Origin of the sequence: Mammaliicoccus sp. P-M59, from assembly GCF_022386135.1 — a bacterium.
Taxonomy (GTDB): domain Bacteria; phylum Bacillota; class Bacilli; order Staphylococcales; family Staphylococcaceae; genus Mammaliicoccus; species Mammaliicoccus sciuri_A.
The window spans coordinates 12,819-33,693 of record NZ_JAJNJJ010000012.1 but is presented as its reverse complement, the minus strand read 5'-3'; the positions used below and the strand labels follow the sequence as shown (position 1 = coordinate 33,693).

Sequence of the window (20,875 nt, the reverse complement as noted above, 5' to 3'; positions counted from 1 at the left end):
TAAATGGCACAAACTAAAAAAGCAGATTTAATTAATCCAGAGGTACTAGCTAACGTAGTATCTGCAAAGTTAGAAAATGCAATTCGTTTTACACCGTATGCTGATGTGGATAATACATTAGTAGGTCAACCAGGGGACACAATCACACGTCCTAAGTACGCATACATTGGTCCAGCCGAAGATTTACAAGAAGGCGTAGCAATGGATACTGAAAAAATGAGCATGACTACTACTCAAGTGACTGTTAAAGAAACTGGTAAAGCAGTAGCAGTAACTCAAACAGCAGTTATCACTAACATCAATGGAACATTAGCAGAAGCTGGACGTCAATTAGCTATGTCATTAGCAGATAAAGTGGAAATCGATTATATCGAAGAACTAAAAACTGCTAAATTAACTGCAACTGTACCAGCAACTGCATCAGGTATTTTAGATGCTATTGAAGTATTTGATTCAGAAGATGAAGAAAGCTATGTATTACACATTCACCCTAAAGATTACAATAAGTTAGTTAAATCATTGTTTAACGTAGGTGGAAGTGTACAAGATCGTGCTATTACTTCTGGTCAAGTTGCTGAACTTGTAGGTGTATCGAACATCCAAAAAACTAAACGTACAGCTGAAGGAGAATTCTTCTTACAACGTAAAGGTGCGATGGAAATTGTGAATAAGAAGAAACCTGAAGCATATACTGATTTTGATATCTTGAAACGTGAACATATTTTATCAACTAACTATCACTATGGTGTTAACTTGAAAGATGATAATGGAGTTGTCAAAGGTACATTCGCATCTGAACCAGTTGATGGTGCAGGCGCTTAATTAATAAGGAGTGATTACAGTGTCGTACAAAGTTATTAATTACTTCACTGACTTGCAAGATGATAACCATGAATATAACGTAGGTGACGTTTTCCCTCGTTCTGGTAAGCGAGTGAGTGAAGAAAGACTAACTGAATTATCCAACACATCTAATCGTCAAGGAAAGCCTTTAATAGAACGCGTAGACGAGCAAGTAAACCTTTCTGATATGAATGTATTAGAACTTAAAAAACTTGCTAAGGAACGTGAAATTGAGGGTTATTCTAGTATGAAGAAAGCAGAGTTAATTGAAGTATTAGAAGGTGGTAAGTAATGAACGCTGAAGACGTTAAATTAATCAATAAACTACCACTAGAAGATAACTCACAAGACGAAACTTTAAATAAACTTATTGAAGTGTACCAAGGTATTGCAGAAGAATATTGTAATCGAGAGTTTGAAGATTCTTTACCTTATGGCGTTAAGAAGTTTATAGCTGAATCAATAAAATATGGAACGAACGGTAATCTTGCTAGTCGTTCTATGGGGACTGTATCCTACACATTTGTAACGGATCTACCACAATCAGTATATAAACACTTGGCACCATTTAGAAAATTGAGGTGGTAATATGTTTAATCCATACGACGAATACCCACATACAGTTGAATTAGGTTTCATTGAAAAAGTAGGACAGTATCCTAATATACAAGAGCGCTTTATAAGCGAAAAACCAATACAAGCATTTATGGATACACCTACGACGTCTGAAACACTTAAATTTCATCAAATGGAACAATCAGTCGATTTAAACATGTATACGCCTTACCTAACTAAATTTAACCCTAAAAAAGCACATTTCAGATTTAACGGTAAAGTATTCCAATGCGTAGGTGACTTAGAAAATCAAGGTGGTATGAATGAAGTCCACAAAACACATTTAAAGGCGACACCATATGGCTAAAGTTACTTATGGAAATAATAACTTAGTTGTAGCATTGGAAGATTATCGAGAAGAAATGGAAGATTGGGTTAAAAAAGGTATAGCTAAAACAACACAGATGATATATAACACTGCAGTGTCCTTAGCACCTGTAGATATGGGTTTCTTAAAAGAAAGTATCGATTTCAAGTATAAAGACGGTGGCATGACTGGTGTAGTCAGTGTAGGCGCAGATTATGCAATCTATGTTGAATACGGAACTGGAATATATGCAACTGGTCCAGGTGGTAGTCGTGCTAAAAAGATACCGTGGTCATATCAAGACGCAGATGGCGAATGGCACACTACAAAAGGAATGGAAGCACAACCTTTTTGGAACCCTGCTATTGATGCTGGGCGCAAAACATTCAGTAAGTATTTTTCATGAGGTGATTAGATGAGATGGGTATCAGTTGAACCTGAACTATTTGTAAAGATATATAACAATTTAAAAAGTAGCGCGACCATTGACATGTTAGTTGGTGGTCGTGTTTTTGATTGCGTTCAGAAAGACGCTGTTTACCCATACATTGTTGTTGGAGAAACAAACGTCACTGAACGACCTTCAATGAATGGTATGAGAGAAACAGTTGCAGTTACATTACACGTCTATAGTCAAGCTACTACGAGTTATGAGACTAGGGACATATTAAAGTATCTCAACATTCTAGCTAGAGAAAACATAGACATAGAAGACTATGAATTAGATTGGGTTCAGAAAGATAACAGTGATGTGTTTATCGATATAGACCAATTCACAAAACATGGTGTTCTACGTCTTTTATTTAGATTTAGACACAAAACATTACAAGAAGGAGTGTAGTAAATGGCTAATTTTATTGCAGTTGTAGAGCCTGCTAATAACGAATTACCAGATGCAGAAGGATACTTAGTATCTGATTTGCAAGAAGGAGAACATAATATTTCTTCTGAATTAACGGAAAAAGTTATTGCTGGTAAAACAGATTATGAATATTCAAGTATTGCAGAAGAATTTACTTTCACAGTTGGGCGTATCCCAGGTGATGAAGGACAAGAACAATTCAAGAAAGCAATCAAAGCACGTGAACAAGTACGTGTGTGGTTAATCGAAAAGAAAAAACGTGATGGTAAGTATCCTGCGCAATTTGGATATACTGTTGTTGAAGAATACGGTAATTCATTTGACGACGAAGAAGATACTATCGAGGTAACTTTAAAAGTTAAATTCAATACTGCTGAAGGTGAATTTGAAACACTACCACAATCATGGTTAGATCCATCTGCTGCTGGAACTACTGTTGAATACGAAACACCTGGTGCGTTTAAAGGTCCTTTAGAAGACCGTGAAGCAGTATCTGGTTCTGGTGCTTAATAAGGGGTTAAGTCCCCTTATTTTTTTATATCAAAAATACGAAACGTGAGGTAATAACATGTCAGAAATTAACCCTATCACTACATTAAATATTAATGGGAAAGAATACGAAGCAAAAGCAACGTTCTTTTTCGATAAAGTAGCAAAGAAATTCTCTAAGGAAGAAACTGATGAAAATGGCAAGAAAGTTAAGTCTTCTGGTTTTAACGCTATTTATGGTGGCATTTTAGAGCGTGAAACTGATTCTATTGCAGACTTTTGGGAATGTGCAATTGCACATGAAAAAGTTAAACCATCTAGAGAAGATATTGAAACAGCAATTATGGAAGAAATTGATAAAACAAACGACACGATTAACTTACTGCAAGGTGCATTACAAGTTATGAACGAAAGTGGTTTTTTCAAACAGAAATCACGTCTGTACTGGTCACAGATGCAGAAAGCACCGAAGATGGCGAAAGAGGACGAGAGAGAGTCAATGAAAGCCGGAATCGAGGTCATGAAAGAAAACTACAAAGAGATCATGGGAGTGAATCCTTACTAAATCTTGATGATATAAGGATACAGACTGCTAGATATCTAGGTTATGTACCTGAACGTGAATTATTCAGTATGACACCTAAAGAATGGTCTGCGTGGATAAATGGTGCTAAAGAGTCATTTTTAGACCAACAAGAGTTAAATATCCACTTAGCAAAAGCTAATCAAGTTGCACAAGCTAAAGGTAATAAATTAAAAGCTATGCAACGTAATATTGATAAAGCACGTAAATCTATATATCAAGAAAATGACACCTATAAAGCAGAACGTAAAGCTGAATTAGAGAAACGCAAACGTATTAGAGAAGTACAGAAACAAGAAGGCAAAGCTTTCTTCGACCAATTAAAGCGTAAGGAGGGATAAATATTGGATAAGCATTTTATGGCTAAAATTATGGCTAATATAAACAATTTCCAACGAAATGTTAAAAAGGCACAAGCTTTAGCCAAAACATCTATACCTGATGAAATCGAAACAGATATTACTGCTAATACGTCTAAATTCCAACGTGGCTTAATGCGTGCAAAAGCTATGGCTCAACGTTTTAGGAATCATACAGTAGATATAGATGCTGACACAAGTAAATTTAGACGTGCAATGTTAACTATGCAACGTGGTTGGGCGCAAACTCAGAAGGCTCAAAACAATTTCGATAACGCAATGCAATCTATGGCTCAATCAATTAGATCATTCGGGACAGTATTTTCTAATCAGATTAAAGGTACACTAATTGCTAGTTTTCAAGGGCTAATACCAATTATCGCAGGGTTAGCACCTGTCATAATGGCAGTAGGTAACGCTTTAAAAGTTGTTACTGGTGGTGCGTTAGCGCTTGCTGGTGCTATTGCTATTGCAGCAGGTGGTTTTGTTGGGTTTGGTGCAATGGCAGTAAGTGCAATAACAATGTTGAATGACGGTACACTAAAAGCGACTAAAGAAACGAAGAAGTATCAGTCAGCGTTAGAAGGTGTTAAAGATACATGGACAGACATCATTAAGAGTAATCAAAGTGAGATATTTAACACTATGGCTAATGGTTTGAATGCAGTTAAAACTGCTATGAAAGGTTTAACTCCATTCTTAGACGGTGTAGCTAGTGGTATGGAGAAAGCATCTGAATCATTACTGCAATGGACTAAATCAAGTAGTGTAGCTAAAGCTTTCTTTAATATGATGGAAACAACAGGCGTATCAGTGTTCAACAAAATGCTAAGTGCTGCAGGTAAATTTGGAGACGGACTTATTAATGTATTTACTCAATTAGCGCCTTTATTCCAATGGAGTGCTAACTGGTTAGATCGTATCGCTACTAACTTTAGTAAATGGGCTAATAGTGCGAGTGGTAAGAATTCTATTAAGCAATTCATGGAATATACGAAACAGAATTTACCTTTAATCGGTAAGATATTCGGTAATACGTTTGCAGGTATCAATAACCTATTAAAAGCATTTAGTGGCAATTCGACTAATATATTTAAATCATTAGAAGGAATGACACAAAAATTTAGAGATTGGTCAGAAACAGTCGGTAAATCAGAAGGGTTTAAAAAGTTTATCGATTATGTACAACAAAACGGTCCTAAAATTATGGACTTAATCGGCAACATAACAATGTTACTTGTGAATTTTGGTACTGCAATGGCGCCAATAGCAAGTAAGATACTTGATGTAGTGAACGCAATCATTAGCTTTACGAGTAATCTATTTGAAGCGCATCCAGGAGTTGCAAAGTTAGTCGGTATTATGACTATTCTAGGTGGTATATTACTCGCAGTCGTTCCTACGATTGCACAGGTAGCTATATTTGTTAAAGACTTATTGATTCCATTCATAAGTTGGGCAAACAAAGCCGGTATCGTAAACAAGGTTATGGGAGCATTGAAAGGTGTACTTGGTAAGTTGGCATCTCCACTAACTTTACTTAGAACTGCATTTGGGGCGATAGTTGGCGCTTTAGGTGCTATTAGCGCACCTGTGTGGATAGTAATTGGTGTGATTACAGCGTTAATCGGTGTAATTACTTACCTATGGAAGACGAACGAAGATTTCAGAAACGCAGTAACGAATGCTTGGAATACTATCAAAGATAAAGTAGGAGAAGCTATAAACGGATTGGTTACATGGTTCCAAGAGTTATGGTCTAATATCCAATCCACACTTAAACCAATCATGCCATTACTTCAACAAGTTGGAGAGATTGCACAACAAGTTTTAGGTGCAACATTTGTTGGTGCTATCCAACTACTTATGCTTGTATTTAATCAGCTATGGACTGTTACACAAGTTGTATGGCAAGCGATTGGTGGTATTATCATGGCTGCTGTTCAATTAATAACAGGTATATTCACAGCGTTTATGCAATTGCTATCTGGCGATTTTAGTGGTGCTTGGTTAACACTGCAAACTACTATTTCCAATGTAATGGATACAATATGGTCTACTATTCAATCAATATGGACAACAATTTCAAATTTCTTCTTTAGTATCTATAACACGATATTAGGTACGACGATCTCTAGTTGGTCTGAAATGTGGTCATTCATCAGTGGTAAACTATCTTCGATACTTGGTAGTGTAATCAGCTACTTTGGTCAGATACTAAGTAACATCATTAGTTATATGTCACAAGTGTTAGCGAACATCATTTCTACATGGAACAGTATTGTTAGTAATATTACTAATTACCTCGCTAATGCAGTAAGTGCAGTGATCACTGGAATGTCTAATATGTTATCTAACGTAGTTAATGGTATGGTCAATATCGTTAACGCAGCAATCAACGGAATGGTCAACTTTGTCGGTGCAATAACAGATGGAATAAGTAATGCAGTAAACGCTGCACTAAGTTTCGTCGGAGACTTCATTTCTGCAGGTACAGATTTAATCATGGGCATGGTGCAAGGGGTTAAAAACGCAGCAGGTGCTTTAGTAGATGCAGCAGTTTCTACGGTACAAGATGCGGTAAGTGCAGCAAAGTCAGCGTTGAAAATCAATTCCCCTTCTAAAGTGTTTGCAGAAATAGGTATGTGGTCAGTAATAGGTATGGTTAAAGGTATAGAAGGACATAGAGGTTCAGCTATCTCAAGCACTGAACGATTAGCAAATTCTATTTCTAACGCATTTAATCCACAATTAGTGCCTAGTGTAGATAGCAGTCTTATGCGTGACGGTATTTCTTCTGCGGTCGGTAATATTGACGGTTATATCGATTCAGATGTAAGACATAGCATTGCCGAAAACAGTAAACCTGTTGTTAATCTAGTGGTTAAAAATGAAGCGGATATAGAATTGATTAAATCTACAATTGAAGATATGTCAGCGAAAGAATATTACAGTTAGAAGGTGATGAATTGTTAGTTAATGATTTAGAAGTAATTAAAAATGGTAAGGCATATCGTGTTAGTAACAATGAATTTACCGACAAAGATATCAAAGTAATATCGTTCAATGTAGCTGGCATAGATCACAATTATAGTTTCGAGGAAGTCGACCGTTTACATGGTCGATTCCTTAATACCTATACAAATAAAAAAAGAAGTGCAAGACTCGTTTTATGGTATAGCGTAGAAAAGTTATCTCATGCAGTTCATTTAAAGAATAATATTGCTAAATTATTTAGTGGTCAATGTTACTACCGTGAATTAAAGGCAGTTAACCCAGAAATAAAATTTCAAAGTTTCGGTCAAAAAGCACAAAGTTTTGACTTAGACTATGTGAGTGGCAAACAAATCAAGTTAGCGCTTGTTAATGAATTTGACTTCGATACTTCACAGTTGTCTGGGGAGATTGAATTGGAATTTGAAACAGTTAACTTACCGTACTATGAAAGTATTGGTAGAAGTTTAGATTTACAAACAGGCAAAAATAGACGTTATTGGTCATCTGATATGGAAATAGATTGGGCTAAAGAAGACAGAAAAAGGTTATATACCTTCGAAAATGTTTATACTGATTCTGTTTATTATCATGGTGATGTGGAAATCAGTCAGTTTAACTTTGATTATAACGTGACGATTGTTATCGGAGAATTGACTAAAAAATTCATTTGGTACTTAGAAGATTCTGAATTAATGATAATAGAAGATTTAGAGTTGAAACCAGGCGACGTTATTAAATATGATGGTATTCAAACATTCAAAAACGGTGTACCAATAAATGAAACAAGAATGACTAATCCTACTTTTAAAGAAGGATGGAACACATTTAAGTTTAATCAAGATGTGAGAAAAGTTGTTTTTGATATGAAGTTTTACTATAAGTAGGTGCATAAATGACTATAAAATTAATAAACAAAATAGGTAAAGCTTATAAATTACATGTAAATACAAACACATCTAAAAGACTAAATGACGAAGGACAGCTAACATTTGAAATACTTGAAAACGAATCAAATTATGATGTTATAAAATCTATATCTAAATTTTGGACGATTACAAACGTAAACGGAATCAATGATATAGAAGAATATAAGATTATATTAATTGATCGTGATTCTATTGGTACAAGACAACGAGTTAGTGTAGTTGCCAGAGAGAAACATTTGGATGACTTAATGGCTCAACGTATACATGATAGTTATACAGGCTCTTTAACTGACGATAGATACTTTGAAATTGTATTTGAAGATACAGGATATAAATTCACTATTTCACAGAATGTAGGTAGTTCTAGGTGGGAAAACTTAGGTGAAGGTGATTCAAGATTCGAAATGTTTCAAGATGGTTTGAAACGTTACGGACTTGAATATGAATATAACCCTAAGACTAAAACTTATGCGTTAAGGCCTTCAGTGCAAAATGAGGTTAAATACTACATTAGTACTAAAATAAATGCTAACAATCTAAAGATTGAAGAAGACGCTTCTGAAGGTTATACATGGATACAAGGGTTTGGAGATTTTGAAGAAAATTCTAAATATCAAGATGCTTTCTTACAAGTAAAATATGTCCATCCTCTTGCTGATGTAATAGGAATGAGGGAGGCACCACCTGTTATAGACGGTAGAATTACAAAAGAAAGTACCATGAAAGCCAGATTGGAAGAAGTAATTGATAATTCAATTAAAGTGTCACTATCTTTAGATTTCATTTCATTAAGGGAAGAATTTCCTAGTGCAATACCTAGGGTTGGTGATGTTGTCCCAATAAGAGATGACGTTACTGATGTATTCGATAGTGTAAGAATTATCGAAGTTACGACAGTTAGAGACGTTAATAACGAGATAATCAAACAAGATGTTGTACTAGGTGAGTTTAGAAGACGTGATAGGTATCGTAAATCAACTAATAAAGCATCTAAAGCTATTAGTAAAATTGAAAGTTCTGGTGGCTTAGGCGGACTGGGTGGAGGATTAGCGAAAACGATTAATAACGTAACCAGTAAAGTAGATGCTTTAAATTATTCCACACGAGACATTATAGATATGGCAAATTCATTAAATGCAAACGCGGAAGGTATCAGTGCAGGAGACGATACTAATCGCGTTTATTTTAATTCTGACGGATCTATTCAAAAGAGTAATGATGGTGGAGAAACTAAGCAAACTATTATCGATAGTAACGGGATTAACGAAGATGCGTTACCTAAAGTTTCTGAAAGTCAAAACGGATTAATGTTAAAAGATGATAAGAAAAAGTTGAATCAGTTAGATATAAGTAAACAACTAACTACTGAACAAGTGGATAACATCAACAAAGTATCGGTTATTAGTGAAAAACAGACTGATTTAGAAAATAGCGTTGGTATCATTGATGAAAAGCAAACTAATTTAGAAAATGCTTTAGAAGGATACATGGGTACAACAGATTGGGTTTCATACGCTGGTAGTGTGGTAAGTGGCGTAGAGGTAGATGTGATGTATACCAATTACAACGGTCTGAAATGTGCATTAAAAGAAGTAAGAATAGGTATAGAAGGTGTTACACCAGTTGTAAGGTATAAGACAATAGCTTATAACTTGAGAGGTTTTAAATTAGGGGAACAAGTAGCTCAATTACCTTCTGGTTTTATAAAAAACGCCCAATTATTCCCAGCGTTTGGTAATGGCAATATGAGTTCTTATCGAATAGAAATAATGCCAGACGGAAAAATGACAATACTTGGTGGAACGAATGATAAAACACTATCACCTAACAGTTATTGGGTTTATGGTCAGCATACTTGGATTGAATAATAAGGAGGTTTAACATGGCTAAAAAAGTAAATTTACAGAAAAAGTTGTCTGATGTGTTTGATAGATATCATGTATCACAACATGAAGATAACTATCATGTAATTGAACAGTATATAAATGCTAATGAAGTTGAAAGAGAATTACACAAAACTACAGAAAAAGATGCTCATTTATCTAGTCAAATTAAACATTTAACTAGACACAATCAAAAAACTGATGTTCAAAGTGAATTAAATTATTTACATGAACAAAACGAACATTTAATCATGGGTAATTTAGGTAATGGTCAACAAGAAGTTAGAGGCAGTCGAGTATCTATGGATGCCATTCAACACAATACATTAGATGCCAGGTTATACCATGATTTCTTGAGGGAAAAAAATGATAGAGAAAAAGGGTATGAAGAATTAAAAGGTAAAATAAATCGTGTTGTTAATGTTGATGAATTTGGTGCTGACCCAACTGGGGTTAAAGATAGTACAGAAGCTTTCCACAAAGCGTTGGGTAGCGGTAATGTACAAGTCACGATGTCGGCAGGTACTTACAAGATATATGGTATTAAATTGCCAAGTAATACACGTTTAGTTGGTCAGGGCAAAGATATTACCACATTAAGAGTGGCAGATGATGCCAAAAATGATGTTATTGGTGTAACAAACGCTAATATGAGTGGTTACGCTAAAAATATATCAATCGAAAGCTTTACTGTAAATGGTAACAAGTGGAGACAAAACAGAAGTTTAGAGCCTGCTGGCGGTTCGTTATCTAGTGGTATTAGATTAGCTGGTGTGAAACATGGTTATGTTTATAACGTGAAAACAGTAGATACTTTACTTCACGGAATCGATGTAACATATGCTAACGATGAATACTACTATGGCGGAGATGGTTCAAGAGTTTCTGAATCGTTGGAAAGTAAGTATATTCACATTGATAATTGCGAAACTACTGGTCATGGTGATGACGGTATTACAACACATCACAGTAGATATTTACTAATCACAAACAACTACTCACATCATCCAACGCCAGGTGGAAATAGGAACGGTATAGAGGTAGACGATGGTTCACAATTTGTTTTCTTATCCGATAATAGAACTGAACACTGTTTTGGTGGCTTAGAAATTAAAGCACACGAGCCTGCAAGCGCGTCTAACGGTGTTGTAGTTAATAATCATTTAGATATTGGTTCTACACGTTCCTATAATATTAGACACATTGGACATCACAGATCTACTGATAAGAAAACTAAAACTGCCTTCAGTGTTTCGTTAAGCAATTGTATGTCGCTTAATCCTAAATACAACGGTGTTTATCCAGATACAACAGCTAGAGCAATGGTTATTAGTGCATACACTAACGTCTTAGTATCAAACTTTACTGCAATTGGCGATGGAGATTTCGCTAAAAAGTCAGACGGAACTAAAGACATGAGCATGCCAGCAATAGCAGTACAATTCATGGCACAAAACGTTGTTCTTAACGGGATTAACGTCACTGGTTTTAAAGATGCTGGTGCAGATATTAGATTTTTCGGTGGGAATAATCGTGGGGAAAACTATGTATTATCAAACTTTAATATATATAATTCTTCAAACTCAATTGGTGTTGCATCTGGTGGGAAAGTATATAGATTCAAATTAAGTAACGGTAATATTTTAGGTAATGGATCAGGTATAGGTGTAAGACTTACAAATAACCACAGTAATATTCATGGTGTTACTGCAAATGGTTATGAGACAAACGCTCAAATAGCAGGTAAGAAATATACAAATGTTCCTACTGTATCTAAAGGTGGATTTAGTGGTGGTACAACTGGTGGAGGTGCGATTGCTCAACGTTCAGCGGCAATTGCAAGTACAGGTGGCTCGTATGCTCATAGTGATAGAAGTTGGATAGCTGGAGTTGGCGCAAATTCACAAGCTTATGGTTCAAGAAGTGCGGTTATAAACTCATTAGAGTCAGAAACAATGCCTGGTGCATATTGCCAAACGATAGTGAATAGTCGTGGTGTTAAATCACCTGGTAACTACCATTTCTTATTAGGTTATGGAACAGATGGTGCTAAATACGAAAACGCTACAATAGACATGAATTCAACTAATGGAGATATAAAATCTAAAGGGAATATTCAATCCGGTCAAAACTTTGGTGACTATGCTGAGTATTTTGAATCGCAAAGTGGACAACCAATTCCAAATGGAACAATCGTTGCTTTAGATGGTCGATATATTAGAAAAGCACAAGAAGGAGATATTCCGTTAGGCGTTATATCTGGTACAGCAGGTGTTATTTTAGGTGACCAAATGTTCCACCATAAAGACAAGTTCTTAAAAGATGAATTTGGTGTTACACTAACTGAAAAAGAATTAAAAGAGTGGACTGATGATGAGGGTAATACTTATTCTGAAGAAGTAGAAGTACCAATACCTAATCCGGATTATGTTGAGTACGAAGATGATTATATTCCTCGTTCAAAACGTCCAGAATGGAATGTCGTTGGTTTGATCGGACAAGTTTTCGTTAGGTTTAGAGGAGAATTACAAGCGAATGATTACATTAAACCACAAGCTGGTATTGGTTACAGAGATAATGTAAATGGGTTCTATCGCGTTCAAGAAATTACAACGCCTTATGACTCTAAAAAAGGTTATGGCGTAGCTGTTTGCTTTATACACCCTATTACAAAAGGTGGTAATAAATAATGTCAAATATTGATAAAATCGCAAAAATAAATTTAGAAAATAAACCTTATGTGAAGCCAGTATCTAATGTAGATATTGGCTTTTATAATCTGGATAATGGAACAGCGAAATTACAATTCGTTATAACTAGAGATGGATTCCCAATGCAAATGGGACCAGTAAATGTTACAGGATATTTATGGTTAAAATCAACTAATGGCACAATGTCAGGACAATTGGATTTAGAAATTATAGACGGTTTAAATGGCGTTGTCGGTGTTACGATACCAAACTGGTTTTTAGTTGGTGCAACGGATACAGATGTCAAAGGACAGATAATTCTAGCAGTAAACGAGAATACGGATATAGCAACATTAGGTGAATTTGGTTTCCACGTTAAAGATGCATTACCTAACCAAATAAAAGGTGAGATTAAAGTACAGTATTTCAGAATGTTTGATGATATGAAACAAGTGTTAGAAGATAAAGTAGCTGATATCGAAAGTAGATTAGGGGATTTAGATATATTAGGCGCAAACGTCGAAACAACGGTTACTAATGGTATTACTCAAATTAATCAGACAGTATCTGAAAGAAAAAGTGATTTAACTGAAGTAATAAACCAATACAACACAGAAGTTTATACTATTAAATCTGTTGCGATAGATGAAGTTAATACTGCTAAATCCAATGCAATTTCTACAGTTAATAGTAAAGCAGATGAGAGTGTAAGTAATGTGGAAAGCGTCTCGAATAACGCAGTTACGCATGTAGACGAAAAGTTAAATGAATTTAATCAAGCTATTCTTGATAACGAATTTGTTAAACCAGAAGGGTTAAATGATAAATTAAGTAGTTTAACGTGGCAAAAGTACAAGTTGACACAAGACGATGGTAAACCAACGTTCTATACAGAGATCGACCCTTTGACATTACCACCTGGTCAATATCAAATTTCTTATATGAAGAATAACCCTTTTAATAACAACGGTTCAGCATTGTATAACGTTGAGATATTGCAAGGAATTGATAATACAAAACAGATATTTGCAGTTGTAAGTTACTCTGGACAAGTATTCATAAAGAATGTTCATAAAGGTACAGATTTGGGTTGGAAAGAATTAACTAAAACACAAACTGATACAGGATGGATAACTTATCAACTTATCAATGGTGCATTAAGTAACACTGCTTATAAAAACACTGGCGAAAACGGTTTTGATTGTGCTTATAGAACGATTACGAACGGTAGTATAGTAACGAAAAAATTAAGAATAAATGGATCTAATATAGTACCTGGGCAAGTTATAGCGCAATTACCGACTAACTTTGCAAAAAACACACAATCATTCCCAGTAAAAACACCTTATGTAACAAACAATGCACAAGTAGTTATTAAACCGAATGGAGAAGTTGGTTTTCATGTATCCAATAGTGATAACACTTGGGATGAAACAGGCTATGCTTATGCAGAATTAACATGGCATGATTAAGGAGGGAAAATATGAAAATAGTTTATTTATACGACGGAACACCTTTCATAGTTGAGTTAAACGATGAAGGAGAATACGTTTATCCGAAAGACGAATACACAGATGTACCACCACCAGAAGGTATATATCAACCGTTCTACTATGACGGTAATGAATGGATAGGGACAAGTAAGGAAGAATGGGAAAGTAATCTTATTCAAGAGGATAGAGAGCCAACACGTGAAGAAATAGAGTCAGCAAGAACTCAAATGGAGCTATTTAAAGCACAGGTTGCTATTCAAGAATTAAGACAAGAAAACGCTGAAATTATTAAAGAAATAGTTGGTTTGAAAGGTGGTCAAGTATAATGAAATTCCCAGGATATGAAACAATAGAGAAGTATTATAATTTAAAAATTTATACGATTGAAGATATTAAGTATTTTACTAAACATGGAGCTCTAACAATTGAAGAGTATAAAAAAATGACTGGTGAAGATTATACAGAAGACACTGATTAATTTCAGTGTCTTTTTTTATATAAATAAATTACAGAGAGTGGGTGTTGTATGAATGAAAAGGAAGGTCTCAAAATAGAAGGTATAATCGCTAGTTTATGCTTATTTGGTTTTGGGTTATTAACTGGTGAAAGAGGCATGTTCTGGATAGCAGAAAGCGATGCAGTTATTAAAGATTCCGACTTATATTTATCTTTACATCAAGTTATGCCATTGAGTATTTGGGGCATATTTTTCTTTTTAGGTGGCGTATGTTTGATTTTAGGTAGCGTATTTCTACCAAGTATTAATCATTCTAAAAAAGCTGCAATATTCATTATGATAGGTGGTTTAATATCATCTATTTTCTACTTTATTATGTCAACGGTTGGTGTGTATAATGCTTTGAATTGGTTATCATGGGTTCAATATCTAACATTTTGGGCTTTAACAGCTATTCTTACTTTTATAGGAGGTAGCTACTTATGGCAGAAGAAGTAGATAAATATGTCTTACGTCATGAGTGGGAACATTCAAGAGGTAAAATACACCAACGCATAAATGAAGTAGATCAAAAACATGATGATAAATACCACAGTTTAGAAATCGCAATTGTGGCGATGACAGAAGTAAACAAACAAATGGTCGAAGTTAATAAAGATGTTAAAACGGAACTCGTTAAACTAAATACTACAATGTCTAAACAGAACGACGAGATAAAAGATATCAAGTATAAAACGGAAAAGAACACTGAAGATATCGAAGAAAACAAAGAAGAACTGAAAATATATAAAGAAGAAGTTAAGAAAAGGCAAAAGGACAATATTACGCTTTTCAAATGGTTCATAGGACTATTAATGGGTGGCGGTGGTTTAGTGCCATTCATCGGGCTATTCTTTAAATAATAAGGAGTGATTAAATGGCTCTACCTTCAAGTGGTAAACCTACAGCCAATGATGTAAAAGAGTGGGCTATAAGCAGAATCGGTAAAAGGCTTGATGTCGATGGTTATAATGGCTCGCAATGTTGGGACTTACCAAACTACTTATTAAGGCGATACTGGGGCTTTACAACATCTGGTAACGCTAAAGATATGGCGTGGTATAAATATCCTAGTGGTTTCCAAGTATTGAAAAACACACCTTCATTTGTCCCCAAACCTGGAGACTTTGCTGTGTGGCAACCAGGTTACGGAATCGGATATGCAGGTCATACAGCGATTGTAATCGGTCCTTCTACAACAAGTTACTTTTATAGTGTAGACCAAAATTGGCGAAACGCAAATGTGTACAACGGTAGTCCAGGTTCAAAAGAAAAACATTCATACAATGCAGTATCGCATTTTGTTCGACCACCATATAAAGCTGAACCTAAACCAGCACCAGACCCAGAAAAACCTGAACCAGTGGAACCTGACCCTACACCTAGCAAACCAGTACAAGACAAAAAGCCTAGTTACACAATTAAAGAACGTACCGAAATTGAGTATACAACAACATATGAAGACGACCAATTCATTGAACGTATTTTCCACAATGTTGTTAAGGACGGCACACCTAAAAATGGTAAATACAAATATGTACTAATAAAGAATGGTAATACTATGCGTTCAGTTAGGAACATTTATAATGACAGATATAAATTTAATGACAACTTAGAGTACCCACATTTTTATGTAGATACTAATCATATGTGGTCACCTAGAAACACGAATTTAATCGTTCCTAGTCATCCTGATTCGTTAGTGATTGAAGTCGTGGAAGATTTATACAAAAATAATGATGGCTTTTTAAGAAACCAGGCTATTGGCATGATAGTAGCTTATGAACAAGCTAAAATATTAGGTATAAAATTCGATGAAGAACACATTATCGCAGATAAGCGTGTGTGGCGTTCTATGAAACAGTTAGTAGATTGGGATATGAATGTAAAAGGTTTCCCAACAAGTAGTAAATATGACGAGTTAGTCAAAAAATTAGTAGAAATGTATAAAAACAGAGATAGTGTTCTCTACGAAATACCTAAAGATAAAGTCGAGAAGACTAAAGTTAAAATCATTAATACCAACAAAAATAAAGATAATCAACCTATTAATGATGACGAAGATAGTTCTTCAGAAAAACCAAAAACTACTAAACCTAGCAATACTACAAAAGTTACTACTGAACGCAGTAAATATTCGTTCACACAAGCATTGAATGCTCAAATGAATGTTATTCCACAGATAAGTAATGGTTACTCATGGTATAACGCTAGTAGATCACAGACAAGCGCAGCTATGAACGACAACGATGTTTGGTCTAGTAGTACTCAAAAATATCAAATGCTTGATTTAGGTAAATATCAAGGCATAGCAGTTTCAAAACTTAATACACTATTAAGTGGAAAAGGTACTTTATCAGGTCAAGGTAAAGCTTTTGCTGAAGCAGGCAAAAAGTATAGAGTTAACGAAATATATTTAATTGCTCACGCAATATTGGAAACAGGTAATGGTAAATCATATTTCGCTAGTGGTAACAGTGGTTATTACAATATGTACGGAATAGGTGCTTTTGATAGTAACCCTAATAACGCAATTAATTTTGCGAGGAATCAAGGTTGGAACACTGCTGCAAAAGCGATTATTGGTGGTGCTAGATTTATTAGGCAAGATTATATAGACGTCAGTCAAAACACATTATATCGTATGCGTTGGAACCCTAAAAAACCAGCTACACATCAATATGCAACTGACGTTAGATGGTGTCAACATCAAGCGACAACAATTAAACAATATTACGACAAGATTGGTATGAAAGGTCAGTATTTTATTAGAGATAAATATAACGGATCATAGGAGTGGTTAAATGGATAAAGACAAAATCAAACAATTTGTAGCTTTAATAGGTGGCTTTTTAGGCGCTTTGTATCTAGCACTAAATGCATCAGGTGTTAGTGCTGAATGGATAAACCCACAAAAAGTAGATGCGTGGGTAAATGTGCTTAATACAGGAATACCAATAGCATTAACATTCTATGGTGTTTATAAAAATACATTTATCTTAACTGACAAAGCTAAAAAACAAGAGGAAATGTTAAAACAAAAAGATATGAAATAAGTCGGCTAAATAGTCGGCTTTTTTAATACAATAAAAGGAGTGTTATGATGAAAACTAAAGCGCAAATACAAGCTAGATTAAAAGCTTATGCAAAAGGTACAGTGGATAGTCCGTACAGAGTTACAAAGCCATATAGTTATGATGCTAGATTCGGCAAAATGGAAGTTGGCGCAATCGATGCTGACACAGCCTTTCATGCGCAATGTATGGATCTAATTGTTGATTACATGTTATGGCTCACAGATAACAAAGTTCGCTTGTGGGGGGACGCCAAACAAGCAATTAACAATAAGTTACCTGAAGGATATAAAGTTGTTAAAAATGAACCTGAAACTATACCAGAAACAGGTTGGATAGCAGTATATACCATTGGCAGCTATGCTCAATATGGTCATATCGGTATCGTGAATAATCCGGGTAACACAACTAAATTCCAAATATTAGAGCAAAATTGGAATAGTTTAGCTAACAAAAAACCACAGTTAAGATGGGATAATTACTACGGTCTAACACATTTTATAGCAGTACCATATGCAGAATCTACTGTTAAAAAAGAAACTGTTAAGAAAACGACTGCTAAAACAACAACTACTACTAAGAAAAAGACAACTAAACTTAAATATAATCGTGACGAAGTAACAGGTTATAAGTTGCCTAAACGTGGTTACAAACCTAAGGGTATAGTTATACACAACGATGCCTCTAGTCTTACTGCTGAACAATGGCGCAACGCATTAGTAAACGCACCATTAAGCACATTAGAACGTGGTATAGCACATAGTTATATCAGTAATGGTTATGTATATCAAGCGTTGCCAGAAAGCCGTATAGCGTGGCATACAGCTAATAATGACGGTAATAAAAACTATTATGGTATAGAAGTATGTCAGTCTATGAGAGCGACAGATAAACAATTCCTAGAAAACGAACAGCAAGCGTTTCAAGAGGCAGCACGTATGTTGAAAAAATGGAAGTTACCAGTTAACAGAAATACTGTTCGCATACATTCTGAATTTAGTGCTACACAATGTCCGCACAGATCAATGGCTTTACATTGCAATTACACATCTTCGTATAGAGCGCCACAAGATGTCGTTAATAAAATGAAAGACTACTTTATCAGTCAAATTAAATCATACTATGACGGTAAAATTCCAACAGGTACTACGGTAACTGCAAGTAAACCAAGTGCTAACACAACAGCTAAGACACCGAGTGGATGGAAAACAAATAGTTATGGTATTTTATATAAAGCTAAGCATGCGTCATTTACACCAACAGTTGATTTCATATATACACGTTCAGTTGGTCCGAGCAGACAAAACCCAATAGCCGGTCAATTATACAGAGGTCAGACGATTAACTATTCAGAAGTACAGAAGTTTGATGGTCACGTATGGGTATCATGGGATACTAACGCTGGTATTACAGTCTATATGCCTGTCAGAGAATGGAACGCTCAAACAGACGCAGTCGGTCCATTATGGGGTACAATTAAATAAGTAAATATGTTATAATATAATATGCTATTACTTGGTTACGATGAACCGTCGTACATTATTAAACCCTATCTAGTGGGAACTAGGTAGGGTTATTTTTTATGCCTAAATTATGTTATAATATTAACGAGGAATCAGTACAATCGTACTGGCGTGGTTAAGCAAGTGCCACGTTGTATTATGGTTATATCATTTCGGTGTAACCCGTTTTGAGTTATCCTACCCATACATGTCACTGGGTAGGTTTTTATGCTATAAAGTGAAGTACAATAGGAACTATAACACCTATTAGTGCAACAGCTATACCATATATAGTGAGTGTTCTATTCTTATATTCATTTATTTCCGTCTTTATTTCATTTTTAGTATTTTCAATATCTTCTTTAATTTCTTTTCTATTATCATCTAATTTATCAAACAATCTATCAAATTTAGTATCTAAATGATTTTTGTAATTTTCATATTCTTCTCTTTTAATATAATCACTCATTGTACCCACCTCTTTCTCTAGTTTTCTTTGTTCATTTAGTATCGTTTTAATATCTTTTAATAATTCTATTATATCATGTTTATCATGTAGAGAGTTAACTTCAGAGGTAGCTCCTTCTTTTTCACGGAACATGCTCACGACTTTATCATCTTGATTCCCCATCATTCAACACCTCTTCGCATTAATCTTAAAGGGAATGTAAACTTGCCTATCTCATTTTCAGTGTCATTTAATATGAAATAGAAAGGATCGTTATATAAATTGTTTTCATTTAAAGCGTTTGGTAAATATAGTATTTTTAAGTAAGTCCTTTTTACATTATCTAATTCAATAAAACTAGGAAGACCTATTCCGAAATCTTTCTTAATGTCACTTTCATTTTTTATTTGAGTAGCATGCATACCATCAAATCTATATTCATGATTATGCAATTCAGAATATGTAAGCAAAGCGATAACATCATTATCACTGATGTTATTTTTAATATTATCTAACCCTCCAATTATAAATCGAATTAAAATTGACCAATTATTTTCAGAGAAGTCATTGATTTCTACCAAATTGTCGATATGTTCGATATCATATTGTTCTTCTCCTGTATACAATGCACTATATTTCATATTAGAAATAAATAAGTTGCTTTTTATATCCATAATATCCCTCCCAAAATAAATACAATTATCATAATTTTACTATATATAAGGAGAGTAGATATTAATTTATTCTTATGGATAAAATAAATATTTAAAGTATATCTTATAATAGTTGCAAAATAATTTCTAGATATGGAGATATAACTAAACCCACCTTAATTGGTGGGTTTTTTTTATTCAAATCTATTTTTATCAACCTCTAAAAATTCTTCACCTTCACTTAATTCGTAGTAGGGAATTTCTTTGTCCTTGTTCTCTAACTCGGTTTGCTCGTTATTATGCATAATAACTTCTTCTGAAAGAAAATTATAAGGTATATTTATTTCTCCGCTATTGAGTATCTTCTCTGGATATGTATTAAATTCAGTAATTAAATAGTGTGCACTTAAACAATTATCACAATATTTATTAGTACTATTGATTGAATCGATGAATTCTATTGCATCCTCATAGTATTCAAAATTTAAATATTCATCAGATTTAATCTCTATACCTATAAAATTATCCTTATTAAAATTCCAATCTCCTGGTCCTGTAATGTTTACTTGCCATGCTTTTTTCATAAATTATTCCTCCTAGTTGTATTCGCATCTTTCGATGTCGAAATGATTATATAATGAAAAATTTGAAAAAT

Annotated in this window: 24 protein-coding genes; 21 read left to right on the top strand and 3 right to left on the bottom strand. The window is 34.5% G+C overall.

The annotated features are described in order from the left end of the window. Positions 1 to 3: 3 nt before the first annotated feature. From LQ617_RS14910 to LQ617_RS14810, 21 genes are all read left to right on the top strand, one after another. On the top strand, positions 4 to 822 hold the full coding sequence (locus LQ617_RS14910; RefSeq protein ID WP_239740716.1) for a N4-gp56 family major capsid protein: 819 nt from the start codon (positions 4 to 6) through the stop codon (positions 820 to 822). A 19-nt stretch (positions 823 to 841) separates the two neighbouring features. Further along, positions 842 to 1,135 (top strand): Rho termination factor N-terminal domain-containing protein, encoded by a 294-nt coding sequence (locus LQ617_RS14905; RefSeq protein WP_239740715.1) that lies wholly within the window; start codon positions 842 to 844, stop codon positions 1,133 to 1,135. After that, a complete protein-coding gene (locus LQ617_RS14900) occupies positions 1,135 to 1,431 on the top strand; it encodes a phage head-tail connector protein (RefSeq protein ID WP_232191571.1) in 297 nt (98 codons plus the stop codon). Before LQ617_RS14905 ends, LQ617_RS14900 begins: the two co-directional genes overlap by 1 nt. 1 nt (position 1,432) lies before the next feature. After that, a complete protein-coding gene (locus tag LQ617_RS14895) occupies positions 1,433 to 1,765 on the top strand; it encodes a phage head-tail adapter protein (protein WP_239740714.1) in 333 nt (110 codons plus the stop codon). After that, positions 1,758 to 2,171 (top strand): HK97-gp10 family putative phage morphogenesis protein, encoded by a 414-nt coding sequence (locus LQ617_RS14890; protein ID WP_239740713.1) that lies wholly within the window; start codon positions 1,758 to 1,760, stop codon positions 2,169 to 2,171. Before LQ617_RS14895 ends, LQ617_RS14890 begins: the two co-directional genes overlap by 8 nt. A gap of 9 nt (positions 2,172 to 2,180) precedes the next feature. After that, positions 2,181 to 2,606: a DUF3168 domain-containing protein gene (locus LQ617_RS14885; RefSeq protein WP_239740712.1), complete on the top strand. Its 426-nt coding sequence runs from the start codon at positions 2,181 to 2,183 to the stop codon at positions 2,604 to 2,606. Positions 2,607 to 2,609: 3 nt separating this feature from the next. Beyond that, a complete protein-coding gene (locus LQ617_RS14880; RefSeq protein WP_239740711.1) occupies positions 2,610 to 3,137 on the top strand; it encodes a phage tail protein in 528 nt (175 codons plus the stop codon). A 58-nt stretch (positions 3,138 to 3,195) separates the two neighbouring features. After that, entirely contained in the window at positions 3,196 to 3,681 is a 486-nt protein-coding gene (locus tag LQ617_RS14875) for a tail assembly chaperone (protein WP_239740709.1), read from the top strand. Between the two features lie 68 nt (positions 3,682 to 3,749). Continuing rightward, positions 3,750 to 4,040 carry a hypothetical protein gene (locus LQ617_RS14870; RefSeq protein ID WP_239740708.1) on the top strand — a complete coding sequence of 97 codons (291 nt, stop codon included), beginning with the start codon at positions 3,750 to 3,752 and terminating at the stop codon, positions 4,038 to 4,040. A gap of 3 nt (positions 4,041 to 4,043) precedes the next feature. Continuing rightward, positions 4,044 to 7,016: a phage tail protein gene (locus tag LQ617_RS14865; protein WP_239740707.1), complete on the top strand. Its 2,973-nt coding sequence runs from the start codon at positions 4,044 to 4,046 to the stop codon at positions 7,014 to 7,016. An 11-nt stretch (positions 7,017 to 7,027) separates the two neighbouring features. Further along, on the top strand, positions 7,028 to 7,939 hold the full coding sequence (locus tag LQ617_RS14860; protein WP_239740706.1) for a phage tail family protein: 912 nt from the start codon (positions 7,028 to 7,030) through the stop codon (positions 7,937 to 7,939). Positions 7,940 to 7,947: 8 nt separating this feature from the next. Continuing rightward, positions 7,948 to 9,849, top strand: a complete 1,902-nt coding sequence (locus LQ617_RS14855; RefSeq protein WP_239740705.1) for a phage tail protein — start codon at positions 7,948 to 7,950, stop codon at positions 9,847 to 9,849. A gap of 14 nt (positions 9,850 to 9,863) precedes the next feature. Then, complete coding sequence (locus LQ617_RS14850; protein ID WP_239740704.1) at positions 9,864 to 12,554, top strand: peptidase G2 autoproteolytic cleavage domain-containing protein; 2,691 nt, start codon at positions 9,864 to 9,866, stop codon at positions 12,552 to 12,554. After that, complete coding sequence (locus LQ617_RS14845) at positions 12,554 to 14,026, top strand: BppU family phage baseplate upper protein (protein ID WP_239740703.1); 1,473 nt, start codon at positions 12,554 to 12,556, stop codon at positions 14,024 to 14,026. The genes LQ617_RS14850 and LQ617_RS14845 overlap by 1 nt, the downstream gene beginning before the upstream one ends. An 11-nt stretch (positions 14,027 to 14,037) precedes the next feature. Further along, positions 14,038 to 14,373 carry a hypothetical protein gene (locus LQ617_RS14840; RefSeq protein WP_239740702.1) on the top strand — a complete coding sequence of 112 codons (336 nt, stop codon included), beginning with the start codon at positions 14,038 to 14,040 and terminating at the stop codon, positions 14,371 to 14,373. Next, positions 14,373 to 14,525: an XkdX family protein gene (locus tag LQ617_RS14835; RefSeq protein ID WP_239740700.1), complete on the top strand. Its 153-nt coding sequence runs from the start codon at positions 14,373 to 14,375 to the stop codon at positions 14,523 to 14,525. Before LQ617_RS14840 ends, LQ617_RS14835 begins: the two co-directional genes overlap by 1 nt. 48 nt (positions 14,526 to 14,573) lie before the next feature. Beyond that, the gene (locus LQ617_RS14830) at positions 14,574 to 15,002 is read left to right on the top strand and encodes a hypothetical protein (protein WP_239740698.1); all 429 of its coding nucleotides are present in this window, start codon (positions 14,574 to 14,576) and stop codon (positions 15,000 to 15,002) included. Beyond that, positions 14,987 to 15,406 carry a hypothetical protein gene (locus LQ617_RS14825; protein ID WP_204182028.1) on the top strand — a complete coding sequence of 140 codons (420 nt, stop codon included), beginning with the start codon at positions 14,987 to 14,989 and terminating at the stop codon, positions 15,404 to 15,406. The genes LQ617_RS14830 and LQ617_RS14825 overlap by 16 nt, the downstream gene beginning before the upstream one ends. Positions 15,407 to 15,420: 14 nt before the next feature. After that, complete coding sequence (locus LQ617_RS14820; protein ID WP_239740695.1) at positions 15,421 to 17,337, top strand: glucosaminidase domain-containing protein; 1,917 nt, start codon at positions 15,421 to 15,423, stop codon at positions 17,335 to 17,337. Between the two features lie 10 nt (positions 17,338 to 17,347). Continuing rightward, positions 17,348 to 17,599 (top strand): phage holin, encoded by a 252-nt coding sequence (locus tag LQ617_RS14815; protein ID WP_239740694.1) that lies wholly within the window; start codon positions 17,348 to 17,350, stop codon positions 17,597 to 17,599. A 47-nt stretch (positions 17,600 to 17,646) separates the two neighbouring features. Then, positions 17,647 to 19,101: an N-acetylmuramoyl-L-alanine amidase gene (locus tag LQ617_RS14810; RefSeq protein ID WP_239740693.1), complete on the top strand. Its 1,455-nt coding sequence runs from the start codon at positions 17,647 to 17,649 to the stop codon at positions 19,099 to 19,101. 244 nt (positions 19,102 to 19,345) lie between these two features. Here LQ617_RS14810 and LQ617_RS14805 read toward each other — a convergent pair whose 3' ends face one another. The 3 genes from LQ617_RS14805 to LQ617_RS14795 all read right to left on the bottom strand — a co-directional run bounded on the left by LQ617_RS14805 (position 19,346) and on the right by LQ617_RS14795 (position 20,804). Continuing rightward, entirely contained in the window at positions 19,346 to 19,753 is a 408-nt protein-coding gene (locus LQ617_RS14805; RefSeq protein ID WP_239740692.1) for an SH3 domain-containing protein, read from the bottom strand. Beyond that, the gene (locus LQ617_RS14800; protein WP_239740691.1) at positions 19,750 to 20,241 is read right to left on the bottom strand and encodes a hypothetical protein; all 492 of its coding nucleotides are present in this window, start codon (positions 20,239 to 20,241) and stop codon (positions 19,750 to 19,752) included. The genes LQ617_RS14805 and LQ617_RS14800 overlap by 4 nt, the downstream gene beginning before the upstream one ends. Positions 20,242 to 20,414: 173 nt before the next feature. Further along, a complete protein-coding gene (locus LQ617_RS14795) occupies positions 20,415 to 20,804 on the bottom strand; it encodes a hypothetical protein (RefSeq protein WP_239740690.1) in 390 nt (129 codons plus the stop codon). Positions 20,805 to 20,875: the final 71 nt, after the last annotated feature.

Coding starts and splice junctions, on each gene's coding strand:
- LQ617_RS14910 (WP_239740716.1), top strand. CDS start 4: ATGGCACAAACTAAAAAAGCAGATTTAATTAATCCAGAGGTACTAGCT.
- LQ617_RS14900 (WP_232191571.1), top strand. CDS start 1,135: ATGAACGCTGAAGACGTTAAATTAATCAATAAACTACCACTAGAAGAT.
- LQ617_RS14895 (WP_239740714.1), top strand. CDS start 1,433: ATGTTTAATCCATACGACGAATACCCACATACAGTTGAATTAGGTTTC.
- LQ617_RS14890 (WP_239740713.1), top strand. CDS start 1,758: ATGGCTAAAGTTACTTATGGAAATAATAACTTAGTTGTAGCATTGGAA.
- LQ617_RS14885 (WP_239740712.1), top strand. CDS start 2,181: ATGAGATGGGTATCAGTTGAACCTGAACTATTTGTAAAGATATATAAC.
- LQ617_RS14880 (WP_239740711.1), top strand. CDS start 2,610: ATGGCTAATTTTATTGCAGTTGTAGAGCCTGCTAATAACGAATTACCA.
- LQ617_RS14875 (WP_239740709.1), top strand. CDS start 3,196: ATGTCAGAAATTAACCCTATCACTACATTAAATATTAATGGGAAAGAA.
- LQ617_RS14870 (WP_239740708.1), top strand. CDS start 3,750: ATGACACCTAAAGAATGGTCTGCGTGGATAAATGGTGCTAAAGAGTCA.
- LQ617_RS14855 (WP_239740705.1), top strand. CDS start 7,948: ATGACTATAAAATTAATAAACAAAATAGGTAAAGCTTATAAATTACAT.
- LQ617_RS14850 (WP_239740704.1), top strand. CDS start 9,864: ATGGCTAAAAAAGTAAATTTACAGAAAAAGTTGTCTGATGTGTTTGAT.
- LQ617_RS14845 (WP_239740703.1), top strand. CDS start 12,554: ATGTCAAATATTGATAAAATCGCAAAAATAAATTTAGAAAATAAACCT.
- LQ617_RS14840 (WP_239740702.1), top strand. CDS start 14,038: ATGAAAATAGTTTATTTATACGACGGAACACCTTTCATAGTTGAGTTA.
- LQ617_RS14835 (WP_239740700.1), top strand. CDS start 14,373: ATGAAATTCCCAGGATATGAAACAATAGAGAAGTATTATAATTTAAAA.
- LQ617_RS14830 (WP_239740698.1), top strand. CDS start 14,574: ATGAATGAAAAGGAAGGTCTCAAAATAGAAGGTATAATCGCTAGTTTA.
- LQ617_RS14825 (WP_204182028.1), top strand. CDS start 14,987: ATGGCAGAAGAAGTAGATAAATATGTCTTACGTCATGAGTGGGAACAT.
- LQ617_RS14820 (WP_239740695.1), top strand. CDS start 15,421: ATGGCTCTACCTTCAAGTGGTAAACCTACAGCCAATGATGTAAAAGAG.
- LQ617_RS14815 (WP_239740694.1), top strand. CDS start 17,348: ATGGATAAAGACAAAATCAAACAATTTGTAGCTTTAATAGGTGGCTTT.
- LQ617_RS14810 (WP_239740693.1), top strand. CDS start 17,647: ATGAAAACTAAAGCGCAAATACAAGCTAGATTAAAAGCTTATGCAAAA.
- LQ617_RS14805 (WP_239740692.1), bottom strand. CDS start 19,753: ATGATGGGGAATCAAGATGATAAAGTCGTGAGCATGTTCCGTGAAAAA.
- LQ617_RS14800 (WP_239740691.1), bottom strand. CDS start 20,241: ATGGATATAAAAAGCAACTTATTTATTTCTAATATGAAATATAGTGCA.
- LQ617_RS14795 (WP_239740690.1), bottom strand. CDS start 20,804: ATGAAAAAAGCATGGCAAGTAAACATTACAGGACCAGGAGATTGGAAT.